Origin of the sequence: Rhizobium sp. WSM1274, assembly GCF_025200775.1 — a bacterium.
Classification (GTDB): Bacteria; Pseudomonadota; Alphaproteobacteria; order Rhizobiales; family Rhizobiaceae; genus Rhizobium; species Rhizobium leguminosarum_I.
Genome location: NZ_CP104140.1, coordinates 145,813 through 163,975, shown reverse-complemented (window position 1 = coordinate 163,975; position 18,163 = coordinate 145,813). Strand labels below are relative to the sequence as shown.

General features: G+C 58.7%; 13 protein-coding genes and 6 pseudogenes. 12 read left to right on the top strand and 7 right to left on the bottom strand.

All coding sequences use genetic code 11. The features are described 5' to 3' along the window. The 3 genes from N2600_RS30555 (at position 1) to N2600_RS30545 (ending at position 4,193) form a co-directional block, all read left to right on the top strand. Entirely contained in the window at positions 1–990 is a 990-nt protein-coding gene (locus N2600_RS30555) for an ABC transporter ATP-binding protein (protein ID WP_260299680.1), read from the top strand. Next, positions 987–1,799, top strand: coding sequence for an ABC transporter ATP-binding protein (locus N2600_RS30550; RefSeq protein WP_260299679.1), 813 nt, complete (start codon positions 987–989; stop codon positions 1,797–1,799). Before N2600_RS30555 ends, N2600_RS30550 begins: the two co-directional genes overlap by 4 nt. Positions 1,800–1,949: 150 nt before the next feature. Continuing rightward, positions 1,950–4,193, top strand: a complete 2,244-nt coding sequence (locus tag N2600_RS30545) for a bifunctional diguanylate cyclase/phosphodiesterase (protein ID WP_260299678.1) — start codon at positions 1,950–1,952, stop codon at positions 4,191–4,193. A 54-nt stretch (positions 4,194–4,247) separates the two neighbouring features. Here N2600_RS30545 and N2600_RS30540 read toward each other — a convergent pair. Continuing rightward, a pseudogene (locus tag N2600_RS30540) lies at positions 4,248–4,506 on the bottom strand (hypothetical protein); the annotation flags it as partial. Positions 4,507–4,725: 219 nt separating this feature from the next. Here N2600_RS30540 and N2600_RS30535 point away from each other — a divergent pair. Next, positions 4,726–4,960 (top strand): annotated as a pseudogene (locus tag N2600_RS30535) (WGR domain-containing protein). 37 nt (positions 4,961–4,997) lie between these two features. On the opposite strand, the gene N2600_RS30530 reads toward N2600_RS30535, so the two are convergent. After that, on the bottom strand, positions 4,998–5,918 hold the full coding sequence (locus N2600_RS30530) for an ArdC family protein (RefSeq protein WP_162116192.1): 921 nt from the start codon (positions 5,916–5,918) through the stop codon (positions 4,998–5,000). A gap of 281 nt (positions 5,919–6,199) precedes the next feature. On the opposite strand from N2600_RS30530, the pseudogene N2600_RS30525 reads away from it, so the two are divergent. The 3 genes and pseudogenes from N2600_RS30525 to N2600_RS30515 all read left to right on the top strand — a co-directional run. Then, a pseudogene (locus N2600_RS30525) lies at positions 6,200–7,383 on the top strand (IS3 family transposase). Between the two features lie 57 nt (positions 7,384–7,440). Further along, entirely contained in the window at positions 7,441–7,662 is a 222-nt protein-coding gene (locus N2600_RS30520) for an RT0821/Lpp0805 family surface protein (protein WP_260299677.1), read from the top strand. A gap of 230 nt (positions 7,663–7,892) precedes the next feature. Further along, a pseudogene (locus N2600_RS30515) lies at positions 7,893–8,087 on the top strand (nucleotidyltransferase); the annotation flags it as partial. Between the two features lie 53 nt (positions 8,088–8,140). Here the strand turns inward: N2600_RS30515 and istB are convergent. Both istB and istA read right to left on the bottom strand, forming a co-directional pair. Then, positions 8,141–8,941, bottom strand: coding sequence for an IS21-like element ISSme2 family helper ATPase IstB (gene istB / locus N2600_RS30510; RefSeq protein ID WP_162119685.1), 801 nt, complete (start codon positions 8,939–8,941; stop codon positions 8,141–8,143). After that, positions 8,941–10,227 (bottom strand): IS21 family transposase, encoded by a 1,287-nt coding sequence (gene istA / locus N2600_RS30505; protein ID WP_260297571.1) that lies wholly within the window; start codon positions 10,225–10,227, stop codon positions 8,941–8,943. Before istA ends, istB begins: the two co-directional genes overlap by 1 nt. A gap of 69 nt (positions 10,228–10,296) precedes the next feature. On the opposite strand from istA, the pseudogene N2600_RS30500 reads away from it, so the two are divergent. From N2600_RS30500 to N2600_RS30480, 5 genes and pseudogenes are all read left to right on the top strand, one after another. After that, positions 10,297–11,022: pseudogene (locus N2600_RS30500) on the top strand (HEPN domain-containing protein); the annotation flags it as partial. 364 nt (positions 11,023–11,386) lie between these two features. Continuing rightward, on the top strand, positions 11,387–11,692 hold the full coding sequence (locus tag N2600_RS30495) for a hypothetical protein (protein WP_260299676.1): 306 nt from the start codon (positions 11,387–11,389) through the stop codon (positions 11,690–11,692). A gap of 243 nt (positions 11,693–11,935) precedes the next feature. After that, the gene (locus N2600_RS30490) at positions 11,936–12,370 is read left to right on the top strand and encodes a hypothetical protein (RefSeq protein WP_162115252.1); all 435 of its coding nucleotides are present in this window, start codon (positions 11,936–11,938) and stop codon (positions 12,368–12,370) included. Between the two features lie 637 nt (positions 12,371–13,007). Next, positions 13,008–13,142: pseudogene (locus N2600_RS34550) on the top strand (histidine/lysine/arginine/ornithine ABC transporter ATP-binding protein); the annotation flags it as partial. A 171-nt stretch (positions 13,143–13,313) separates the two neighbouring features. Then, positions 13,314–13,916 (top strand): hypothetical protein, encoded by a 603-nt coding sequence (locus N2600_RS30480; protein ID WP_260299674.1) that lies wholly within the window; start codon positions 13,314–13,316, stop codon positions 13,914–13,916. Positions 13,917–14,142: 226 nt separating this feature from the next. Here N2600_RS30480 and N2600_RS30475 read toward each other — a convergent pair whose 3' ends face one another. From N2600_RS30475 to N2600_RS30465, 3 genes are all read right to left on the bottom strand, one after another. Beyond that, on the bottom strand, positions 14,143–14,811 hold the full coding sequence (locus N2600_RS30475) for a hypothetical protein (RefSeq protein WP_311319313.1): 669 nt from the start codon (positions 14,809–14,811) through the stop codon (positions 14,143–14,145). 289 nt (positions 14,812–15,100) lie between these two features. Beyond that, positions 15,101–16,471: an alpha-glucosidase/alpha-galactosidase gene (locus N2600_RS30470; protein ID WP_260299672.1), complete on the bottom strand. Its 1,371-nt coding sequence runs from the start codon at positions 16,469–16,471 to the stop codon at positions 15,101–15,103. Between the two features lie 22 nt (positions 16,472–16,493). Further along, the gene (locus N2600_RS30465) at positions 16,494–18,161 is read right to left on the bottom strand and encodes an ABC transporter ATP-binding protein (protein ID WP_260299671.1); all 1,668 of its coding nucleotides are present in this window, start codon (positions 18,159–18,161) and stop codon (positions 16,494–16,496) included. Positions 18,162–18,163 lie beyond the last annotated feature (2 nt).

The window sequence follows — 18,163 nt, the reverse complement described above, 5'->3', positions numbered from 1 at the left end:
ATGGATCCTTTGGTCGAAATCCAGAATCTGAAAGCCTATTACCGCGCCTTCCTCTTCGGCGTCGATCGCGAAGTGCGCGCCGTCGATGATATCAGCCTGACGATCGCCCGCGGCGAGGTCTATGGCGTTGCCGGCGAATCGAGCAGCGGCAAGACCACCCTGATCAAGACCATCGCCGGCGCCATCCGGCCGCCGCTGCGGGTCGTCTCAGGCAGCGTCAAATTCCATTTCGCCGGCGGCACCCAGGACATCTACGCGATGAGCCCGGAAGAACGCATGGCGCTGCGCTGGCGGCATCTGTCCTATATCATGCAGGGCTCGATGAATGTGCTCAATCCGGTGCGCCGGATCCGGCATTCCTTCACCGATTTCGCCTTTCGCCACATGAAGGTCAGCAAGGCAATTTTTTTCGAGAAGGTCGCCATCCACCTGCAGCGGCTGAAGCTGGATCCGCAGCTGCTCGACGCCTATCCCCACGAACTCTCCGGCGGCATGCGTCAGCGCATGACCATTGCGCTTGCCACCATCCTGACGCCGGAATTCATCATCGCCGACGAACCGACGACCGCGCTCGACGTCATCGTTCAGCGCGACGTGCTGTCGATGATCCGCGAAATCCAGCGCGAGATGGGCTCGTCCTTCCTGTTCGTCACCCATGACATGGGGGTGCATGCGACGGTCTCCGACCGCATCGGCATCGTCTATGCCGGGCGTCTTGTCGAGGAAGCGCCGACCCCCAAGCTCTTCAGCAAACCGCTCCACCCCTATACGCAGCACCTCGTCGGCAGCCTGCCGCGCATCGGCGATGCGACGGCCCGCCCTTCGCTGGAGGGGCGCCCGCCGAACCTCGCCATGCCGCCGGAAGGCTGCCGCTTTCACCCGCGCTGTCCGAAGCGCATGGACATCTGCTCGCAGAAGGTTCCGCCGCTCGTCACCGTCGAGCCGGGGCGGCGGGTGGCGTGTTTTGCCGTTTCGGGAGATCAGGTTTGAGCGCTCTTCTTCGCCTCTCGCATGTCACCAAAGTCTACCGCCAGGGCGGCATGCTCGGCCGGCGGCTGATCACGGCGGTCAAGGACGTCAGCTTTGAACTCGGAGCGGAGCCGGAGATCCTCTCGATCGTCGGCGAATCCGGCTCGGGAAAATCGACGATCGCGGCGATGATCCTCGGCCAGACCGAACCAACGGAAGGCGAGCTTCAATTCAGCGGCAAGACCGTCGCCATCCATAGCCGATCCGAACGCAAGGCTTTCATGAAAGAGGTGCAGCCGGTTCTGCAGAACCCCTTCGAAGCCTTCAATCCGCTGAAACGTGTCGATCGTTATCTCTTCGAGACCGCCCGCAATTTTTCCTTCTCGGGAAACCGGCCGGACCGCCAGCAGGCGGAGAAGATGGCGGATGCAGCCCTCGTCCACGTCGGTCTGACCCTCGAAGAAGTGAAAGGCCGGTTTCCCCACGAATTGTCAGGCGGCCAGCTCCAGCGCGTCGCCATCGCCCGCGCGCTAATCCCGCAACCCCGCCTGCTGGTGGCCGATGAACCGGTCTCCATGGTCGACGCATCGCTGCGCATGGCGATCGTCAATCTCTTCGCTCGCTTGAAAAACGAGCTCGGGCTCTCGATCGTCTACATCACCCACGACCTCGCCACCGCCTATTATATCAGCGACAACATCATCATCATGCGCAAAGGCGAAATCGTCGAGCGTGGACAGGCGCGCAACGTCCTGGACAATCCGCAACATCCGTATTCGCGAGCGCTCAAGGATGCGGTGTTGGCGGCGGACCTCAGCCCGGCGACATAAGCGCTGCGGGCAAGATGCGGGAATGCTACGTCCGTTACACCGGATCCGGGAAGAATAGGCAGTTTTCCTTTATAGGACGCCGGCAGATTTAGCGTTGCCTTAAAGAAAACCGTGCAAGGATGAGGGCTTCTCATCCACGCCGGCAACCCGATGAAACTTCGAAGAAATCTCGCTCGCTCTGTCATAAGCCATACCAGCGCATTCGCTCCGGCATTATTTGCGGCCATTATTGCGGCAATCGTCGTCTGGATGGCAACGAACTGGCGGCTGGAGCGATCGCTGGCCGATGAACGCTCGATCGTTGCCGGCGAGCTTGCCACCATATCCTCACGGCTTCAGACAAACCTCAACAGCAATGTGAAGCTGTTGCAGGGACTGGCGGCTGGCATCGCCGTCAATCCGGCGATGGACCAAAATGGATTTTCCAAACTTGCCGCTGAGATCCTGAAGCCCGATTCACAATTGCGAAGCTTCGCCGCCGCGCCCGACATGGTGGTCAGGTGGGTTTATCCGGAGAAAGGAAACGAAAAGGCCATCGGGCTCGACTACCGAACCAATGAGAAGCAACGGGCTGCCGCGATGCTGGCGCGCAACACGCACAATATCGTTCTGACGGGCCCGGTGGAGCTTATCCAAGGTGGAACCGGCTTTGTGGTCAGGTACCCGATCTACATCAATGACGGAAAAAGCCAGATTTTTTGGGGCCTGCTTTCCGGGATAGTAGACATACCCAAGCTTTACCAGGAAAGTGGCCTTGCTTCGACCGAGCTCGAGATTGCTATCAGCACCGTACCGGAGCCGAATGCGCCCAAACAGGTTTTCTTCGGCAGCCTCGCAACGTTTTCCAGGAAACCGGTCCAGGCATCCGTCGATATCACCTATGGCCGATGGACCCTCGCCGCACTGCCAAAGCAGGGATGGGGCCAAAATAACGGGATCGGCATTTTTGAGTTCTACGCGAGCCTGTTGGCATTATGTGTCGTTGCGCCGATTGTCTGGATCGGCTTTCTGACCAAATCGCGCCAAAGAACGATCGAAAAGCTTCGCCTTCACAAGAAAAAGCTCGTTCGGGCACGACAGCGGCTGGAATACCTGTCATTGCATGACGCATTGACGGGGCTTCCCAATCGACGATTTGTCGACCGAATGATCTCGCAACCGCCGAGACCCAGTCCACAAGATTGCCTGATATTCATTCATATCGACCTGGATCGATTTAAAGAGATCAACGACACCAAAGGGCATGCCGGCGGCGACGCGGTCTTGCAAGCAACGGCTTCGCGCCTTGCCGATTTGGCTGGTCCCAACGACGTAGCGGCTCGGATCGGTGGAGATGAATTCATCTTCGCCAGCTGGAGTGTCGATCCGGAGCCGAAGGCAAACGCATTGGCAGAGCAGATTGTCGATGCGCTCGACCAGCCCCTCTTCATTGACGGTGCGGCCTGTGTTGTCGGGGCAAGTGTCGGCGTCGCCTGGGAGAGTGAACATGCTCTCGGGCGCGACCTCGGCCAATTGCTTCTCAATGCCGATTTGGCTCTCTACGAGGCGAAGAAGGCCGGCCGCGGCCGCGCGGCGGTTTTTACGGAAGAGCTTCGCAGCGCCGCGATCCATGCGAAAGAATTGGCGGACGAATTCAATCATGCGCTCGATCGCGATGAGCTCGTTGCATTCTTCCAACCGCAGTTCGATGCAGACACATTGGATATTGTCGGCGTCGAGACACTTGCCCGTTGGGATCACCCGCAAAAAGGTTTGCTCGCCCCGGACAAATTTCTGGAGGTCGCGGAAAAGCTGGGACGCACCGGCGACATGGATAGACTGGTCCTGCAAAAGGCCCTGTTCGAGCTGACAAGATGGGACAGCTTGGGAATGCAAATTCCACGTGTTTCGGTTAACATTTCAGCGCGTCGACTGGCGCAGGCAAATCTGCTTGCCGAACTGTCCGAGCTTCCCATAGCGAAGGGTCGCCTGTGTTTCGAGCTGCTCGAGACAATCTCCTTAAATGCTCTTCAACCTGTTCTCAACGAGATCATTCCCGCCGTCAAAAAGCTTGGCATCGAAATCGAGATCGATGACTTTGGCACCGAACATGCCAGTATCGTCAGTTTGCTTCGATTTGAACCGCGACGGCTGAAGATCGATCGCGAAATTATCAAGCCGATTATCGCGTCTCCATCTCAGCGCCGCCTGGTCTCCTCGATTATCGAAATCGGCCGATCGCAGAACATCGACATCGTTGCAGAGGGCGTGGAGACAATGGAGCATGCCAAGATCCTAAAAGATCTCGGTTGCCATATATTGCAAGGCTACGCTCTGGCACGACCAATGACCTCGGAGCAGTTCATTGAATTTTGCCGTATAAAGGACAAAGGAATCACAAAGGCAGGCCGATAACCCTGCATTTCCTGCATGACTATCTTCCGTCGATCCTAGACCCATCGCCACCAGTCACTTGTGGACCGAGCCAAGACTTCTACATCCCAAGCCCAAGGTCTTGCCGCACTTCAGTGAGCGCTGCAACCCCATCTGCGGGGTAGGTTCTGGATGACTGCGGTCGGCAAGGCGGACGACCTGCTGGACACGCTCTCGCCAGCCTGCGAAGCCGACCCGCTTCAGTTTCTCCGCGAGATCCAGGGCGCGACCGAAGCGCATTTCGATCGCACTGACGATATCCTTTGCCTCGGTGAGGTGAGCGACGGCCCTCGGGAACATGCATGGCGACAGCGAGCTGCCTGTTCATCGCCGGTCAGCGGCCGTTTTTCGCGATAAGGTTGCACTATTGTTCCAACCCCGATTTGCGGGGGTTATTTGCCAGACAAGAGAGATGAGCCAAGTGGTTCTCATCACCACGATGAATCAATCAGCGGCGATTGATTCACAAATGTCGTTGGACGCCGCCGCCCCGTTTTTTTGCGATCCTGCCGGCATGAAACTTCAGCCCTATCACCACTACATCGAACGCAGAGAGCCTGCCAAAAACATGGCACGCTTCTATGCGCTATCAATCGAGCCGAACCTCTTTGGTGGGACATCGCTCGTGACGGATCGGCAGCCGCGGGCACCAGAAGATCCATGTCTTCGATAGCGAGTTAAAAGCGATCGATCTCCTGCTCACCCTTTTGCGCCAGAAGCGTTCGCGAGGCTATCGGCCGCTGCGGTGATCCGCGTCTCGCATGGCCAAGTGAAGGAAGAGACGGCTCACGCCGCCTCCTCCTCGTCGAGTTCCGGCTGCAAGCAATGCAAGTAGTCGACGGCGCGCTGCGCATGTGCTGCTGCGGAAAAGATGGCGCGTTTGTCGTTGCCCAGAACCTTCAGCCAGCTATCGAGATAGCGTGCGTGGTCGGGGCGTGGTTCGAGCTCTGGGACGATGCCGAGATCGGCGCAGAGAAACGCGCTGCCGAGTTCGGCAATGAGCTCTTCGCGGGCGCGATCGCTCCGGTCTTTCGCGTAGCGGCTGAGATCGCGATCAAGCCGTCGCGGTGCGCCGGTCCAATGCGTCATCTCGTGGCTGAGGACGGCGACATAGGCGGCGTCGTCCCTGAAGGCGTCCAGGCACGGCATCTGGATGTAGTCACGCTGAGCGGCATAATAGGCCGCCGATCCTCCGTGCCGGATCAGCGCGCCGGTATTGGCAAAGAAGCGGCCGGCATTGCCGATGCGGCTCATCGGATCCTGGACAGTTGCGACATCGTCAAAGCGGCCATTAAGTCCGGCGATCTGATCGGTGTTGAACACCGTGTAGGCTTTGAGGAACGGAATGTCCTGTTCGACCTCGGTGCCCGTCTCGGTGGTCTCGGTGCGGATGAACGAACTGGCGAAGACGACGGTCGTGCCGGTTTCGCCCTTGCGAACGGCACCGCCGAGTTCGATTGCCTGGCGAAACGTCATCCACCTCGACGAGGCAAAGCCGCGGGCAATGGCTTCGGACCAGAGAAGCAGGACGTTGATCCCGGTATAGGGTTGGCCGTTGTGGCGCAGTGGCCGGCTGACTTCACTTGCCGCATGTCCCGTCGTCCAGGGCTTGGTCCATGGCCGCACGCCCTGTTCGAGATCGGCGATGATCCTGGCGGTGATGCGGCTGTAAATATCGGATCGTTGATTGGATTGCTGCGTGCTCATGTCTGAACCTCCGTTTCGAGGTCGCGGCCATCGCGACCTGCTACGGCAGTCCGAAAGCCGGGCTGCAAGCGCTGCCTGCACCCGCAGGGCCGCAACGCAGTGGAGGACGGCAAAACCGTTGCCGGCGGCGCGAGCCTGGCAGGACCAAAAGCCGGGCAGGACGCTATGGCCGCAATTCAAGTGGAAGGTTAGACGGAAGTGGACATAGCAAATCCGCGAGCCGGAATCGCGTCCCTCAGATGGCCCATGAGCTGACCTTGCCCCGTTGAGAGGACCAGAGGATGAAGCGCAATCGTTTCACAGACGAACAGATCATCGGCATATTGAAGGAGCACGAGGCAGGCACGCCGGTCTCGGAGCTTTGCCGCAAGCATGGCGTCAGCGATGCCAGCATCTATAAATGGAAGGCCAAGTTCGGCGGCATGGAGGTGTCCGAGGCCAAGCGGCTGAAGACGCTTGAGGACGAGAACACGAAGCTGAAGCGGCTTCTGGCGGATGCGATGCTCGACAATGCTGCCTTGAAAGACCTTTTGGGAAAGAAGTGGTGGCGCCCGCGGCCGAGCGGAAAGCTGTCGCGCATCTGATGAGCCATCATGGGATGAGCGAACGGCGGGCGTGTAGAGCCATTGGTTTTTGCCGAATGACGGTCCGTTACGAGACCAGGCGCGACGATGATCATGAGCTTCGCGAGCGAATGAAGGCGTTGGCGCATGAACGTCGCCGCTTCGGATATCGACGCATTCATGTGCTGCTCCGGCGGGAGGGTCACCTCGTGAACCACAAGAGGCTCTTCCGGCTCTATCGGGAGGAGAAACTGACGGTGCGCAAGCGCGGCGGTCGCAAGCGAGCGATAGGCACCCGAGCGCCGATGCTGGTGCCGATGGCGGCCAATGATCGTTGGTCGCTGGACTTCGTTCGGATCAGTTCACCGATGGGCGCAGGTTGCGGATTCTGACCGTCGTCGATGATTGCACGAGGGAGTGCCTGGCGCTCGTCGCCGATACATCGCTTCCGGTCTTCGCGTCGCACGGGAGCTTGACCGGATTATCGAGTAGCGCGGCAAGCCGAGGATGATCGTCAGCGACAACGGCAGCGAGTTCACCAGCAACGCGATCCTGCAATGGGCGGACCGGACCAAGGTTGACTGGCATTACATTGAGCCTGGCAAGCCGATCCAAAACGCTTTTATCGAAAGCTTCAACGGGGCGGCTGCGAGACGAGTTCTTGAATGAAACTCTGTTCTCGTCGCTTGCTCATGCCCGGTCTGCGCTTTCAAACTGGCGTAGCGATTACAACGATCAACGCCCGCATTCAGGCCTTGGCTGGCTGACACCGGCCGAATTCGCTCAGACACTCAACCCGCGACGTGATGCGGTGCTGCGCAGCCGAAATGGCTCCGCAACCCGCCGCTACCGAACCAACAACAGCAACCAAAAACCGCTGGAGCGAACTCAAAACTGGATAAAACTTGGGGGCAAGGTTAACGCCCCTCGCCCAGTCAGCAATCCGGCATCAGACGCCTTTGACCGATCAAGCGGTGATCGCAGATACTGTCGGTCGCGGTGCGGTCGGTGCATCTGCGCTTGCTTGGGCCAACCCGTCGACGGGCAGCGCCGGCGTTATCGAGCAGATCGATGTCGGTAACGATGGCCCGGACGGATGTCGCGGTTTTGTAACCAGTCGGCAATCGCTCGACGGCATGACGCGCTTCAACGGCGTGGCCTGCCCGTCTGGGGACAGTTGAAAAGTGGGCGGGCAATAGTGTACGCTCAACTTCCGGTATCGCGTCTCATTGTCACCTGTTCGCGGTCCGGCTTGAGCGGAGCCGTGAAAGGTCATGTCGCCGCCTCCTTTTTCTAGGACGGATCATCAGTCAATTTACGATTTGTGGTTTAGGGCAACCAGTGTAGAATCGGCCAAGAGCCTAAATTGTCAAAACTATTTCAAGCCGCCCCACGATCATTGCTCTCCAAGATGAAATCATCCCTCAACCATATGCCCCTTCGCAAACAGCGAGAACTCGGCCGGGTTCTCGAGATCCTCCATGAGGAATTCGAGGATGCGCTGAAGGAAGGCACGGCTGATTTCAAGAAGCGCGGCAGAATTCTAAAAATCATCCTATTCGGCTCCTACGCCAAGGGCGGATGGGTCGATGAACCTTTCACGATTGTCAAGCGAATCGAAGAATTGACCCCTTTGCCGAATTGAAGAACTGACCCCCTTCATTGGTTTGCGGTTTCGTTGGTTTCAAGCGCCGCTCCGGCCTTCTGCAGAAGGCCGGAGCGGCGCTTTTCGCGAAGCCGGTAGCTGTCGCCCCGGATGGTGATCACCGTCGAGTGGTGAAGCAGGCGGTCCAATATCGCCGTGGCGACCACGGGATCCCCAAAAACACTTCCCCATTCGCCCACGGAGCGATTTGAGGTGATCAGGATTGATCCCTTCTCGTAACGCCGCGAGACCAATTGGAAGAACAGATGGGCGGCGTTGGCCTCGAATGGCAGATAGCCCAACTCGTCAATAATCAGCAGTTTTGGTCGCGACAAGATCGTCAACTGCTTGTCGAGCGAGCCGTCGTTGTGAGCCTTCGCCAGCATCGCCACCAGGGTGGCCGCCGTGACGAACTGGACGTTGTAATTCTGCCGGATCGCTTCACGTCCCAGACTTACGGCCAGATGGGTTTTACCCGTTCCGGGCGGGCCGAGGAACAGGACCGTGTCGCCGTGAGCGATCCAGCGGCAAGTTGCCAATTCTCGTATCTGCCCCCGATCCAGCGACGGCTGCGCCTCGAAGTCGAAGCCGTCGAGCTCGCGCACGAACGGGAACTGCGCCAGCTTGCTTGACATGGAGATGCGCCGCTCGTCGCGCCGGGCGATCTCGCGCGACACCAGGAAGGCGAGAGCCTCACGTAATGTCATCTTCGAACGCGCTGCCTCGTCCAGCAAGGTGTCGAGCTGGTCGCGAATTGCCGTCAACTTCAGCCGGTCAAGCGTTGCGATCAGTAAATCATGATCCACGTTCGTCATCACCAGCCTCCTCCGACCACCGCCTCATATTCGGCAAGCGGCCGCAGCAAGACAGCGGGAGCGATCTCGATGGATTCTTTACGGACCGGCCCCTCGAAGCCGGCCACGCCAACAAAATGCGCCCGATCCTCGATCCGTTGTCGCCGCCCGCGGCAAAGGGGATGGTCGGCGACGACCTGGCCGGCGTGACGGATAATCACGCGGCCGGCCAGCACCACGACCTGAACGCTTTCGCCGATCAGGCGCCAAGGGACGGAGTAGCTGTTGGTGTCGAGGTCAATCGCGCAATCGGCTTGAACCTTGCGAACAAGATCCCGCAATTGTCCGAAGGGTGCCCGTCCGGCCAGCGGGCGGAGCGCCTTGGCTTCGTCGGCAAAACGTTCCGCCGGTTTGACACCGGTGGTGCCGTGTTCACGCTGATCGGCAACTTCGCGTGTCCATCGATCCAGGTGCGCTTCGAACTCGGCCCAGCTCTCGAAGCGCCGGCCGGCGATCGCGTTCTTCTTGACGTAGCCGACCCCGCGCTCGTCCTTTCCTTTCGTGCGGGCCCGATACGGTGCGCAGGCCCGCGGCGTGAAGCTCCAATATCGGGCAAAGGCATGCAGTCGCGCGTTGAACCTCACTTCCCGCGTTACCGCATCATGATGCTCAACGAGTGCCTTTGCGTTGTCGATCAAGACTTCCGCCGGAACCCCGCCAAACCGAAGGAAAGCACCTTCCATGCCTTCAAACCAATCTGCCTGCCTCTCTCTGAGCGACGCGCGAGTATGCATCCGCCGCGAATAACCAAGCGTTCCTACGAACAGGTGGATCCGAACCCGCTCGCCGCCGATCCACACCTTCGTGTCGCCGAAGTCGATCTGCATCTGATGGCCGGGTGCTGTCTCGAAGCGGACCGTCGCCCGCTTTTGTGCCTTTAGCTCTCGCCGCCACTGCCGTACTCGAAGCTCCACAGAACGCAGACCGATGATAATGCCGTGCTCGCTCGCCAACTCTTGGCGGATCACATCCGCATTGCCGTCATGCCGGAAAAAACGCTCGCGAAGCCAATCATCGAGCCCGTCGAACGCACTGCGCCGATCAGGCTTTTTAAACGGTGCAGCTCCGCCCTCTCGAAGGTATCGGCGAACCGTGTTGCGCGCGCATCCAAATTCCTTCGATAAACGTTTGGCACCCCAACCGAGCTCATGTAGCCGCAACATTGCCACCACCTCATCAGCCTGAAGCATATCCCCGCCCTGCATCGTTCGCGACAATGCAGGATGCAACGAAATCTCGATCGTCATCCATCACTCCTCGTGTTGATACGAGGGGTCAGTTCTTCGCTTCGTTAGGGGGTCAGTTTTTCATTTCGCCCGACAACGATGAAGGGATACCGCTCCGATTTCGATCTCTTGATCATCGTCAACAACCGCAAGCTCTGCGAATTCGCTGAATACTGGCATAAGGCGGCTGACCGACTGATCCACGACAAGTCGATCGAGACGCCGGTGAGTTTCATCGTGCATTCCAGACGCGAGGTGAATACCTACATCAAGGAAGGGCAGTATTTCTTCTCCGACATCCGGAAGCAAGGCATCGTTCTTTATGAACTCGACGATGAAGCGCTTCCCGAGCCGGCACCACTCTCGCCGGCAGATCGACTACGGGTGGCGAAAGAGCACAACTCGGATCGGTATTCGCTCGCGCAGGCATTTTTAAAGGGATTTCGGTTCTACGTCAGCGAGAAAGAGCTCCGCGTGGCGGCTTTTGAGCTTCATCAATCGATCGAGCAGGCGTTTTCCTGTGTCCTGCTTACACTCACCAATTACGGCCCGCCTTCCCACAACATCAAGTTCCTCCGCTCGCTTGCCGAGGAGCAGGACCGACGCCTAATCGAGGCCTTTCCTCGCGATCAGCACAAAGAACGTGCCTGGTTCAACACGCTAAACGAAGCCTACGTGAAGGCACGGTATTCTGCGCATTTCGAGATCACCGAAGAAGCCCTTATTTGGCTTGGGGAGCGAACGGCCAAGCTCCTTGAGTTGGTCAAAACCGTATGCTCCGAGCATCTAGAAAAGCTTGAGCGAAATAATGTTTAGCTGTGGCAAGGGAACCTGCCCAAGCCGCTGGATGCGGTTCCACGACTGAGCAAGTCCAGAAAGAGTACTTCGCTGGTCGTCTTGGAAGAAATGGAATCTGCCGGCCGTAATCTGCCTTCTAAAATCATTCTTTAATTTCCAAGGGAACGCACGATCCGCTTGTCCTGGACTTTGAGGATGCACCGCCCCTTCAAATACGGCCGTTTGCAGGTGAGCGGCGACGGGCATCATGGCCTCTAACAATTACCATGGAGCGAGTCAGAGTTCTTCCGGGTCCGACATTGAAGGGCTGGTGCAAACTTTCAATTGACCGTTTCCGATGGCGAGGCGACACTCGCAACCTGTAGCGAGGCAGGAGGAAACGATGGACGACACAGACCGCTGGCGCGACATGGCAAGCGCACCGAGAGACGGTAGCCGGATCCTCGTCACAATTCGCCCGTCCGAACAGGGGCCGGCAGAAGTTGACCTCGCCTATTGGTCGAATGGCGATCAGTTCGGCGCAGAAGGCTGGCGCGCCTCTGACTCCTCGCCCGGGCATATTATCGAATATGGCGAGCCGGAACTGAAGTGTTGGATGCCCATGCCCTCGGCCAACCTCAATCGCACCTCGATGCCCTCCCCCTGGGAAGGCGACGATGACCAGGAGCTCTATGGGTCAGGGATCTGAGAATGCGCGCGATGGTGCATTGTTGCGATACGCGGCGGGTGACAAATCCAGTTGAAAATGACCCGAGACCGCCAACTCAGCGGAGCCTCAAGGCAGCCGCGCGAACGGCGTGTCGTCGATTCCGGCTTCCGTTCCACTTCAACGCAGGTGCCGTTTTCAATCGTGATTGGACATCGGCTGCGACCTGAGCGACGCTATTTTCGGGAGGCGGACCATCTATTTTTCCGGAGATAGGAGGCCGAAATGGAACAGTACGCATTAGACCAGTTGAAAAGCATCGCAACTGTCAGCCCGACCTGCAAGCGCCTTGAAATGACTTGGCGCGAACGGCTTGAACGCTGGGCCGAAAGTCTCGAAGGCAGCCCCAGACCGTTTCTCAAGACACTTCACGAAACCGAGTATCAGCCGATGGCCGATCGGCTTGCTCTCAGGGCTGACGGCACCCCGATCTCTGTTGCATTCGCTGATCCCATGCTGCGGGCGGCAGGAATGGAAAACGACAGTTATGGAGAGGCCAAACGGTTCTTCGAACTCAGCGATGAGCAATTGCATGATCTTGTGTGCTTCTGCCATTTCGGTGAACGCGTCAGCGCGGCAGTCGTCGCTCGCCGTTTGCGAAAGATGGCAGGCTGCAAACCAAGCGGGTTTTTCGCGCAGCTTCGTGCGTTCTTTGGCTGATTGAAGCGAAAGGCCACCATCTGACGTGCTGGTCGGGGATGCATCGATCCCCGTCGCGGATGGCACGCGCGACGCCCCACGCCGGACTGTCGGGCCGCTGCTCCCGCGGCATCGACTATGGCTGACATTTTGAGGGGGCAGATTTCTGGAGCAGTTGGTTCCTGCTGGTCAACTGGCGGGTTGTGGTTTTCTGCGCTGGCCGACCACGCCCCCCAAGGGACTTGGGTCAGGGCGTTCACCAGCAGCACCGATATCCATGTCAGCGTGCTGGGCAAAGATGCCTCGCCGAGCGACTATCCAGTCAGGCAGACGGTTGAAGAGGCCGTATCGCTACTTGCCGCCAGCCAACCACGCGCTTGCCATTGCAGGTGATTTAACGGAAAGTCCTCGGCGTGGCCCTTGAGGCCTGGGCAGCCTGCCATGATCGGAGAACGCCGTGCCTCTGAAAAACATTTTTGCCGTAGCAGCAATCGTCTTCATGACACTCTCAGGATGCGCAACCAGTGGATCGGACAACACGACCTATGCACAGCCGCTGGGGATTGGCCCTGTTCGCGGCAATATGGGCGGTTACTAGCCGATAGAGGGTGTTTCGACCGCTTTAGAAACACGGCCTGGCTGTTTACGACGAACCAACCTCGGCGCTCTATCCGATGTCATGGTCGCTGTCGCGGAGGAAGCCATGACGATGATGATGGTGACCCACGAAATGGGCTTTGCCCGCGAGCGCGCGCAACGCGTGGCGTTCATCGATGCCGGCGGCAAGATCCTGCGCCACGAGTTCCGCCCGTTACGTGACTCGGTCACGGCTCCGACGAGACCTCACCGCGTTTACCACCCACGGATCGCAGGTGCTGCATAGCGTGGCAGGTCGGGTGTTCATGCTGTCGTGTGACATCGGGTCAGGCCAAAAGCGTCACAGTCTCGATGAGGGATATCTGGAATGTCGATCTTGCTCAGAGGTTTGTCCCTATTGGTCGGACTAACATTGGCGGCGCCCGCCTCTGGCAATTGCTTGAGCGCTAAAGAAACCCAACAGGGCGTGCTGCTTACCAGAGAAGTGCCTTTCTTTTCCGCGTTCTACAAGCCGGACGGTCCGGGTCTCACCGAACAACGGCTGATGGAGCGTAACCGTTCACTGCAGCCGGTGTCGGCTGTATATTTGCACCCCTTGCTCGTCGAAAAGAGAGTTAGTGCCAGCGGGACGCATGAGCTGAAATACGCCAATGCGATTGCGTTAGACGATCTACCACAGAAGAAGAACTGGCAATCCGAGACTACGCTTTTCATCAATGGCAAAAAATCCGTTTCGGGCGCCACTATGATTAGGTTCGACGGCTGGGGAGAAGAAACGATCGCGTCTTGTTCCTACAAAGTTTGGGCCATCAACAGCCGCCTCCAACTGACGGGATTGCCTCCGATTATTTTTGAACAATACTATTCCCCCGAGCTTCGTCTCGTTCTTCGTTCGGTAAGGCTGGGCCCCTCCAACCAGCCGTTGAGCGAGGTTCGGTTTGATCGGTTCCAAATTGGCTGGGGCAACTGATTGATCGTGAGGTCAGACTGCCAGTACGAAAGCAGCTTCGCGTCAATTTCCTGAACGCTGAGCGACCGCCTCCGAACTAAACTGATCTTCGGGAGACGGCCATTCGAGTAGATCTGATCGACAAAGCCAACCACGTGCGGGACCAACTCCGATCTCGCACTGCCGATCTTCTTAGCACCACACGTCATTGTTAGCTCAATTTGTTCGGCAGCGCGGTTCCTTTAAATCACTCGGCTTCATCGCCTGCCTTTGGAAATAGGTACAGGACATTCGATCCGTTCGATCGCGTGACAGTCCCAGTCGTTCGACGGCCGGAGCCTCGTTCTCCCACGCTTTGGATCGCCGATACGAGCCCTTCACGCTGGCGATAGTAGTCAGGCTTGGCAGGCAGCGTCAGACCGAACTCTTCGAGCATGCGCTCAATCAGGTCCATGGCCTCGGCTGCAAGACCCGCATAACCTTCCTGGCGCTTTTCAAAGAAGCCATCGTAGCCGGGCCTAGAGAGATCGAGGCTATCCAACGCATAGTTGAGGTTCTTGACCCGGTTCGAGAGCCACAAGATTTCGTCTGACAACTCGGTAGTGAAAAGCTTCCAATCGGCGTCCTTCGGAAGCGAAAGGACAGGATCCGGAACGTGAAACACGAATTCGCCTTCATCCATCGGATTGAATTCTGGGATGTCCCGGACTGCCGCATAGCTCGCTCCGGCGAAGTCGTCGAGCGCCAACACCGTCATCATTGCCAGATTTCTCGCCTCGCTTCTTGGGCGTCGATTGATCTGCTTTCTTGCGAACTGAATTACTGTGGGGATGCAGGCGCCAGCTGTTAAGCCACCGGCAGCAATCAGCGCTCCCATTACCATTATTCCTTGAGTAGTTTCGAAGAATTGCGTCATAAAGTCACCTCATTCGATTGGAGATGCGGGTCGCGTCAAGAGCACGCGCAGACGGAATCAGAGCTGGTTTCCCCGACATCACTAGGCGTCTTAGCTGAGCACCGGCGGCAGCTTCTTTGGCAAGGAGCTGTCAGTTCAAAATTGAAGTCAGCATATCAAGTGAGATCGAACGGTATCGCTTTCAAGGACCATTTTGTTGATTGAGTAGATCGGCCCCATCCTCACGCAAAAAGCCCCGCGGTTGTTGCGACCGCGGGGCTTCTTGACGCCTCACCCGGGAGAGGGGGTGTCAGGCGGCCTGTACTTTGCGGGTCGTGCGGGCCCATTCGGGCAGCCAGTCGCCGTGGGTGGCGAGCAGATCGTCGACCAGCGACCAGATCTGGTCGAGGTCGAGTTCGGCTGCCGTATGCGGGTCCATCATCGCGGCGTGGTAGATATGCTCGCGATTTTCTGTCATCAGCGCCTGCACCGTCAGTTCCTGGACGTTGATATTGGTGCGGATCAGCGCCGTCAGTTGCGGCGGCAGGTCGCCGATGAAGGTCGGCTGGATGCCGGAGGCATCGACGAGGCAGGGAACTTCGGCGGCGCAATTCGTGGGCAGCGAGGTGATGCAGCCATTGTTGCGGACATTGCCGTAGATAACCGAGGGCTCGCCGGTCCAGACCGAGTTGATGATCGAGGAGGCATATTCCTTCGACGGCGCGACCTCGATCTTGTCGGCCGAACGATAGGCCTCCGCCTGCCCTTTCCAGCGCTCGATCTGCTCGATGCAACGCTTCGGATATTCGTCGAGCGGAATGCCGAATTTTTCGATCAGGTCGTCGCGGCCCTCCTTGATGAAATAGGGCGTGTATTCGGCGAAATGCTCCGAGCTTTCGGTGACGAAATAGCCGAGCCGTGTCAGCATCTCGTAGCGCACCTTGTTTGGGCAGCGTGGGTTCCAACCGGGCTTCGGCGCCCTGCCCTCGCGATAGGCGCGCAGGAGATCCGGATAGAGATTGCGGTAAGAACCGTCGGCCTGGCGATGCTCGAATTTGAGATAGAAGGCCATGTGGTTGATGCCCGCCGCACGGTAGCGGATTTCCTCGTAGGGAATGTCGAGGTCATGGGCGAGCTCCATCGCCGTGCCCTGCACCGAATGGCAGAGGCCGACCTGCCGGATCGTCGGATATTTCTCCGCAATCGCCCAGGTGTTGATCGCCATCGGGTTGACATATTGCAACATGATCGCCTCGGGGCAGACGGCGAGCATGTCCTCGCAGACCTTCCAGAGATGCGGCACGGTGCGAAGCCCGCGCATGATGCCTCCGACGCCGAGCGTATCGGCGATCGTCTGGCGCAGCCCGTATTTCTTCGGCACTTCGAAATCGGTGACCGTGCAGGGCTCGTAGCCGCCGATCTGGAAGGCGACGACGACGAAATCGGCGCCCGAAAGCGCCTTGCGCTGGTCGGAATAGGTTTCCGCCTTCGCCTTCACGCCAAGCGTCGAGATCAGCTTGTTGACGACGACGGCGCTTTCCTCCAGCCGCTGCGGGTTGAGGTCCATCAAGGCGATCGTCGCGCCTGACAGCGCGGGCCGCTGCAGCACGTCGCCGACGATGTTCTTCATGAAGACGGTGGAGCCTGCTCCGATAAAGGTGATTTTGGGATTTCTTGCCATTATAGCCTCCGGCATTCGGTAATCATGCTACCTCGAAAGCGGCCTTGACGAGCCGTTCGGTGTAGGCGGTCTTGGGATGGGATAGAACTTCATTGACAGGGCCCTCTTCGACGATCTTGCCATGCTGCATGACGATGACGCGATGGCAAAGTGCCCTGACGACCTTGAGATCGTGGGAGATGAAGAGATAGCTCAGGCCGCGCTCGTCCTGCAGCTTGCGCAGGAGTTCGATGATCTGCGCCTGGACGGAAAGGTCGAGCGCCGATGTCGGCTCGTCGAGCAGGATGAATTCCGGCTCGAGCGCGATGGCGCGGGCAATGGCGATGCGCTGGCGCTGGCCGCCGGAAAATTCGTGCGGGAAACGCGACAGGATATTGCCCGGCATGCCGGCGGCAATCAGCGCCTCGCGCACCCGGTCCTGGCGTTCGCCCTTGGTCGCGCCCAGCCGGTTGACGACGAGCCCCTCCTCGATGATCTGGCCGATCGTCATGCGCGGGTTGAGCGATGAGAACGGATCCTGGAACACCACCTGCATACGGGCGCGCAAGGGCCGCATCTCGGCTCTGGACAGGCCATGGATCGGCTGGTTGTCGAAACGGATCTCGCCGCTGTCGGGTGTGTTCAGCCGCAGGATCGCCTGGCCGAATGTCGTCTTGCCGGAGCCGGATTCGCCGACGAGACCGAGCGTCTCATGGCGGCGCAGCGTCAGGTCGAGGCTGTCGACGGCGACAAGCTCACGCATCGCCGGCTTGAGAAAAGTACCGTGACGCATCATGAAGGAGACCCGCACGCCCTTGGCATCGAGGATGACATCCGACCCTTCCGGCAGCGGATTGGCCTGGCCGCGCGGCTCGGAGGCAAGCAGATGCTTGGTATAGGCGTCCTGCGGATTGGCAAACAGCGCTTCGGTGGTGTTGTGCTCGCGCACTTCGCCGTACTGCATCACATAGACATAATCGGAGAACTGCCGCACCACCGTCAGGTCGTGGGTGATGAGGATGACGGCCATCCCCAGTTCCTTCTGCAGGTTGCGGATGAGATTCAGGATCTGCGCCTGCACGGTGACGTCGAGCGCCGTCGTCGGCTCGTCGGCAATCAGAACGTCGGGATCGTTGGCAAGCGCCATGGCAATCATCACGCGCTGTCGCTGGCCGCCGGAAAGCTGATGCGGATATTGCATGAGCCGCGCAGCAGGATCGGGGATCTGCACATGTTCGAGCAGTTCGAGCGCCCGCTTTTGCGCATCCCTCCTGCTGATCCGGCGATGCACGCGGATCGCTTCGACGATCTGGCTGCCGATCGTATAGATCGGATTCAGCGAACTCATCGGCTCCTGGAAGATCATCGAGATGCGGTCGCCGCGCAGCTTGCGGCGCGCCCGCTCGGAAAATTTCAAAATGTTGCTGCCGTCATAGGCAACCGTCGATTTCTCGGAGACGACGGCGCGCTTCGACAACAGTCCCATCACCGTTCGCGCCGTCACCGATTTACCCGAACCGGATTCGCCGACGATCGCGATCGTCTCGCCGCGATAGAGCTGAAAGGAGACGTCCTTGACGGCTTCGACCATGCCGTCTTCGACCTTGAAATTCACCGCCACGTTGCGGGCGTCGATAATCGGTGTGTCCGAACGGCCATCATGGTCGTGGCGAACGGGCGGGGCGAAGGAATTGACCAGTGCGAGAGCCATAT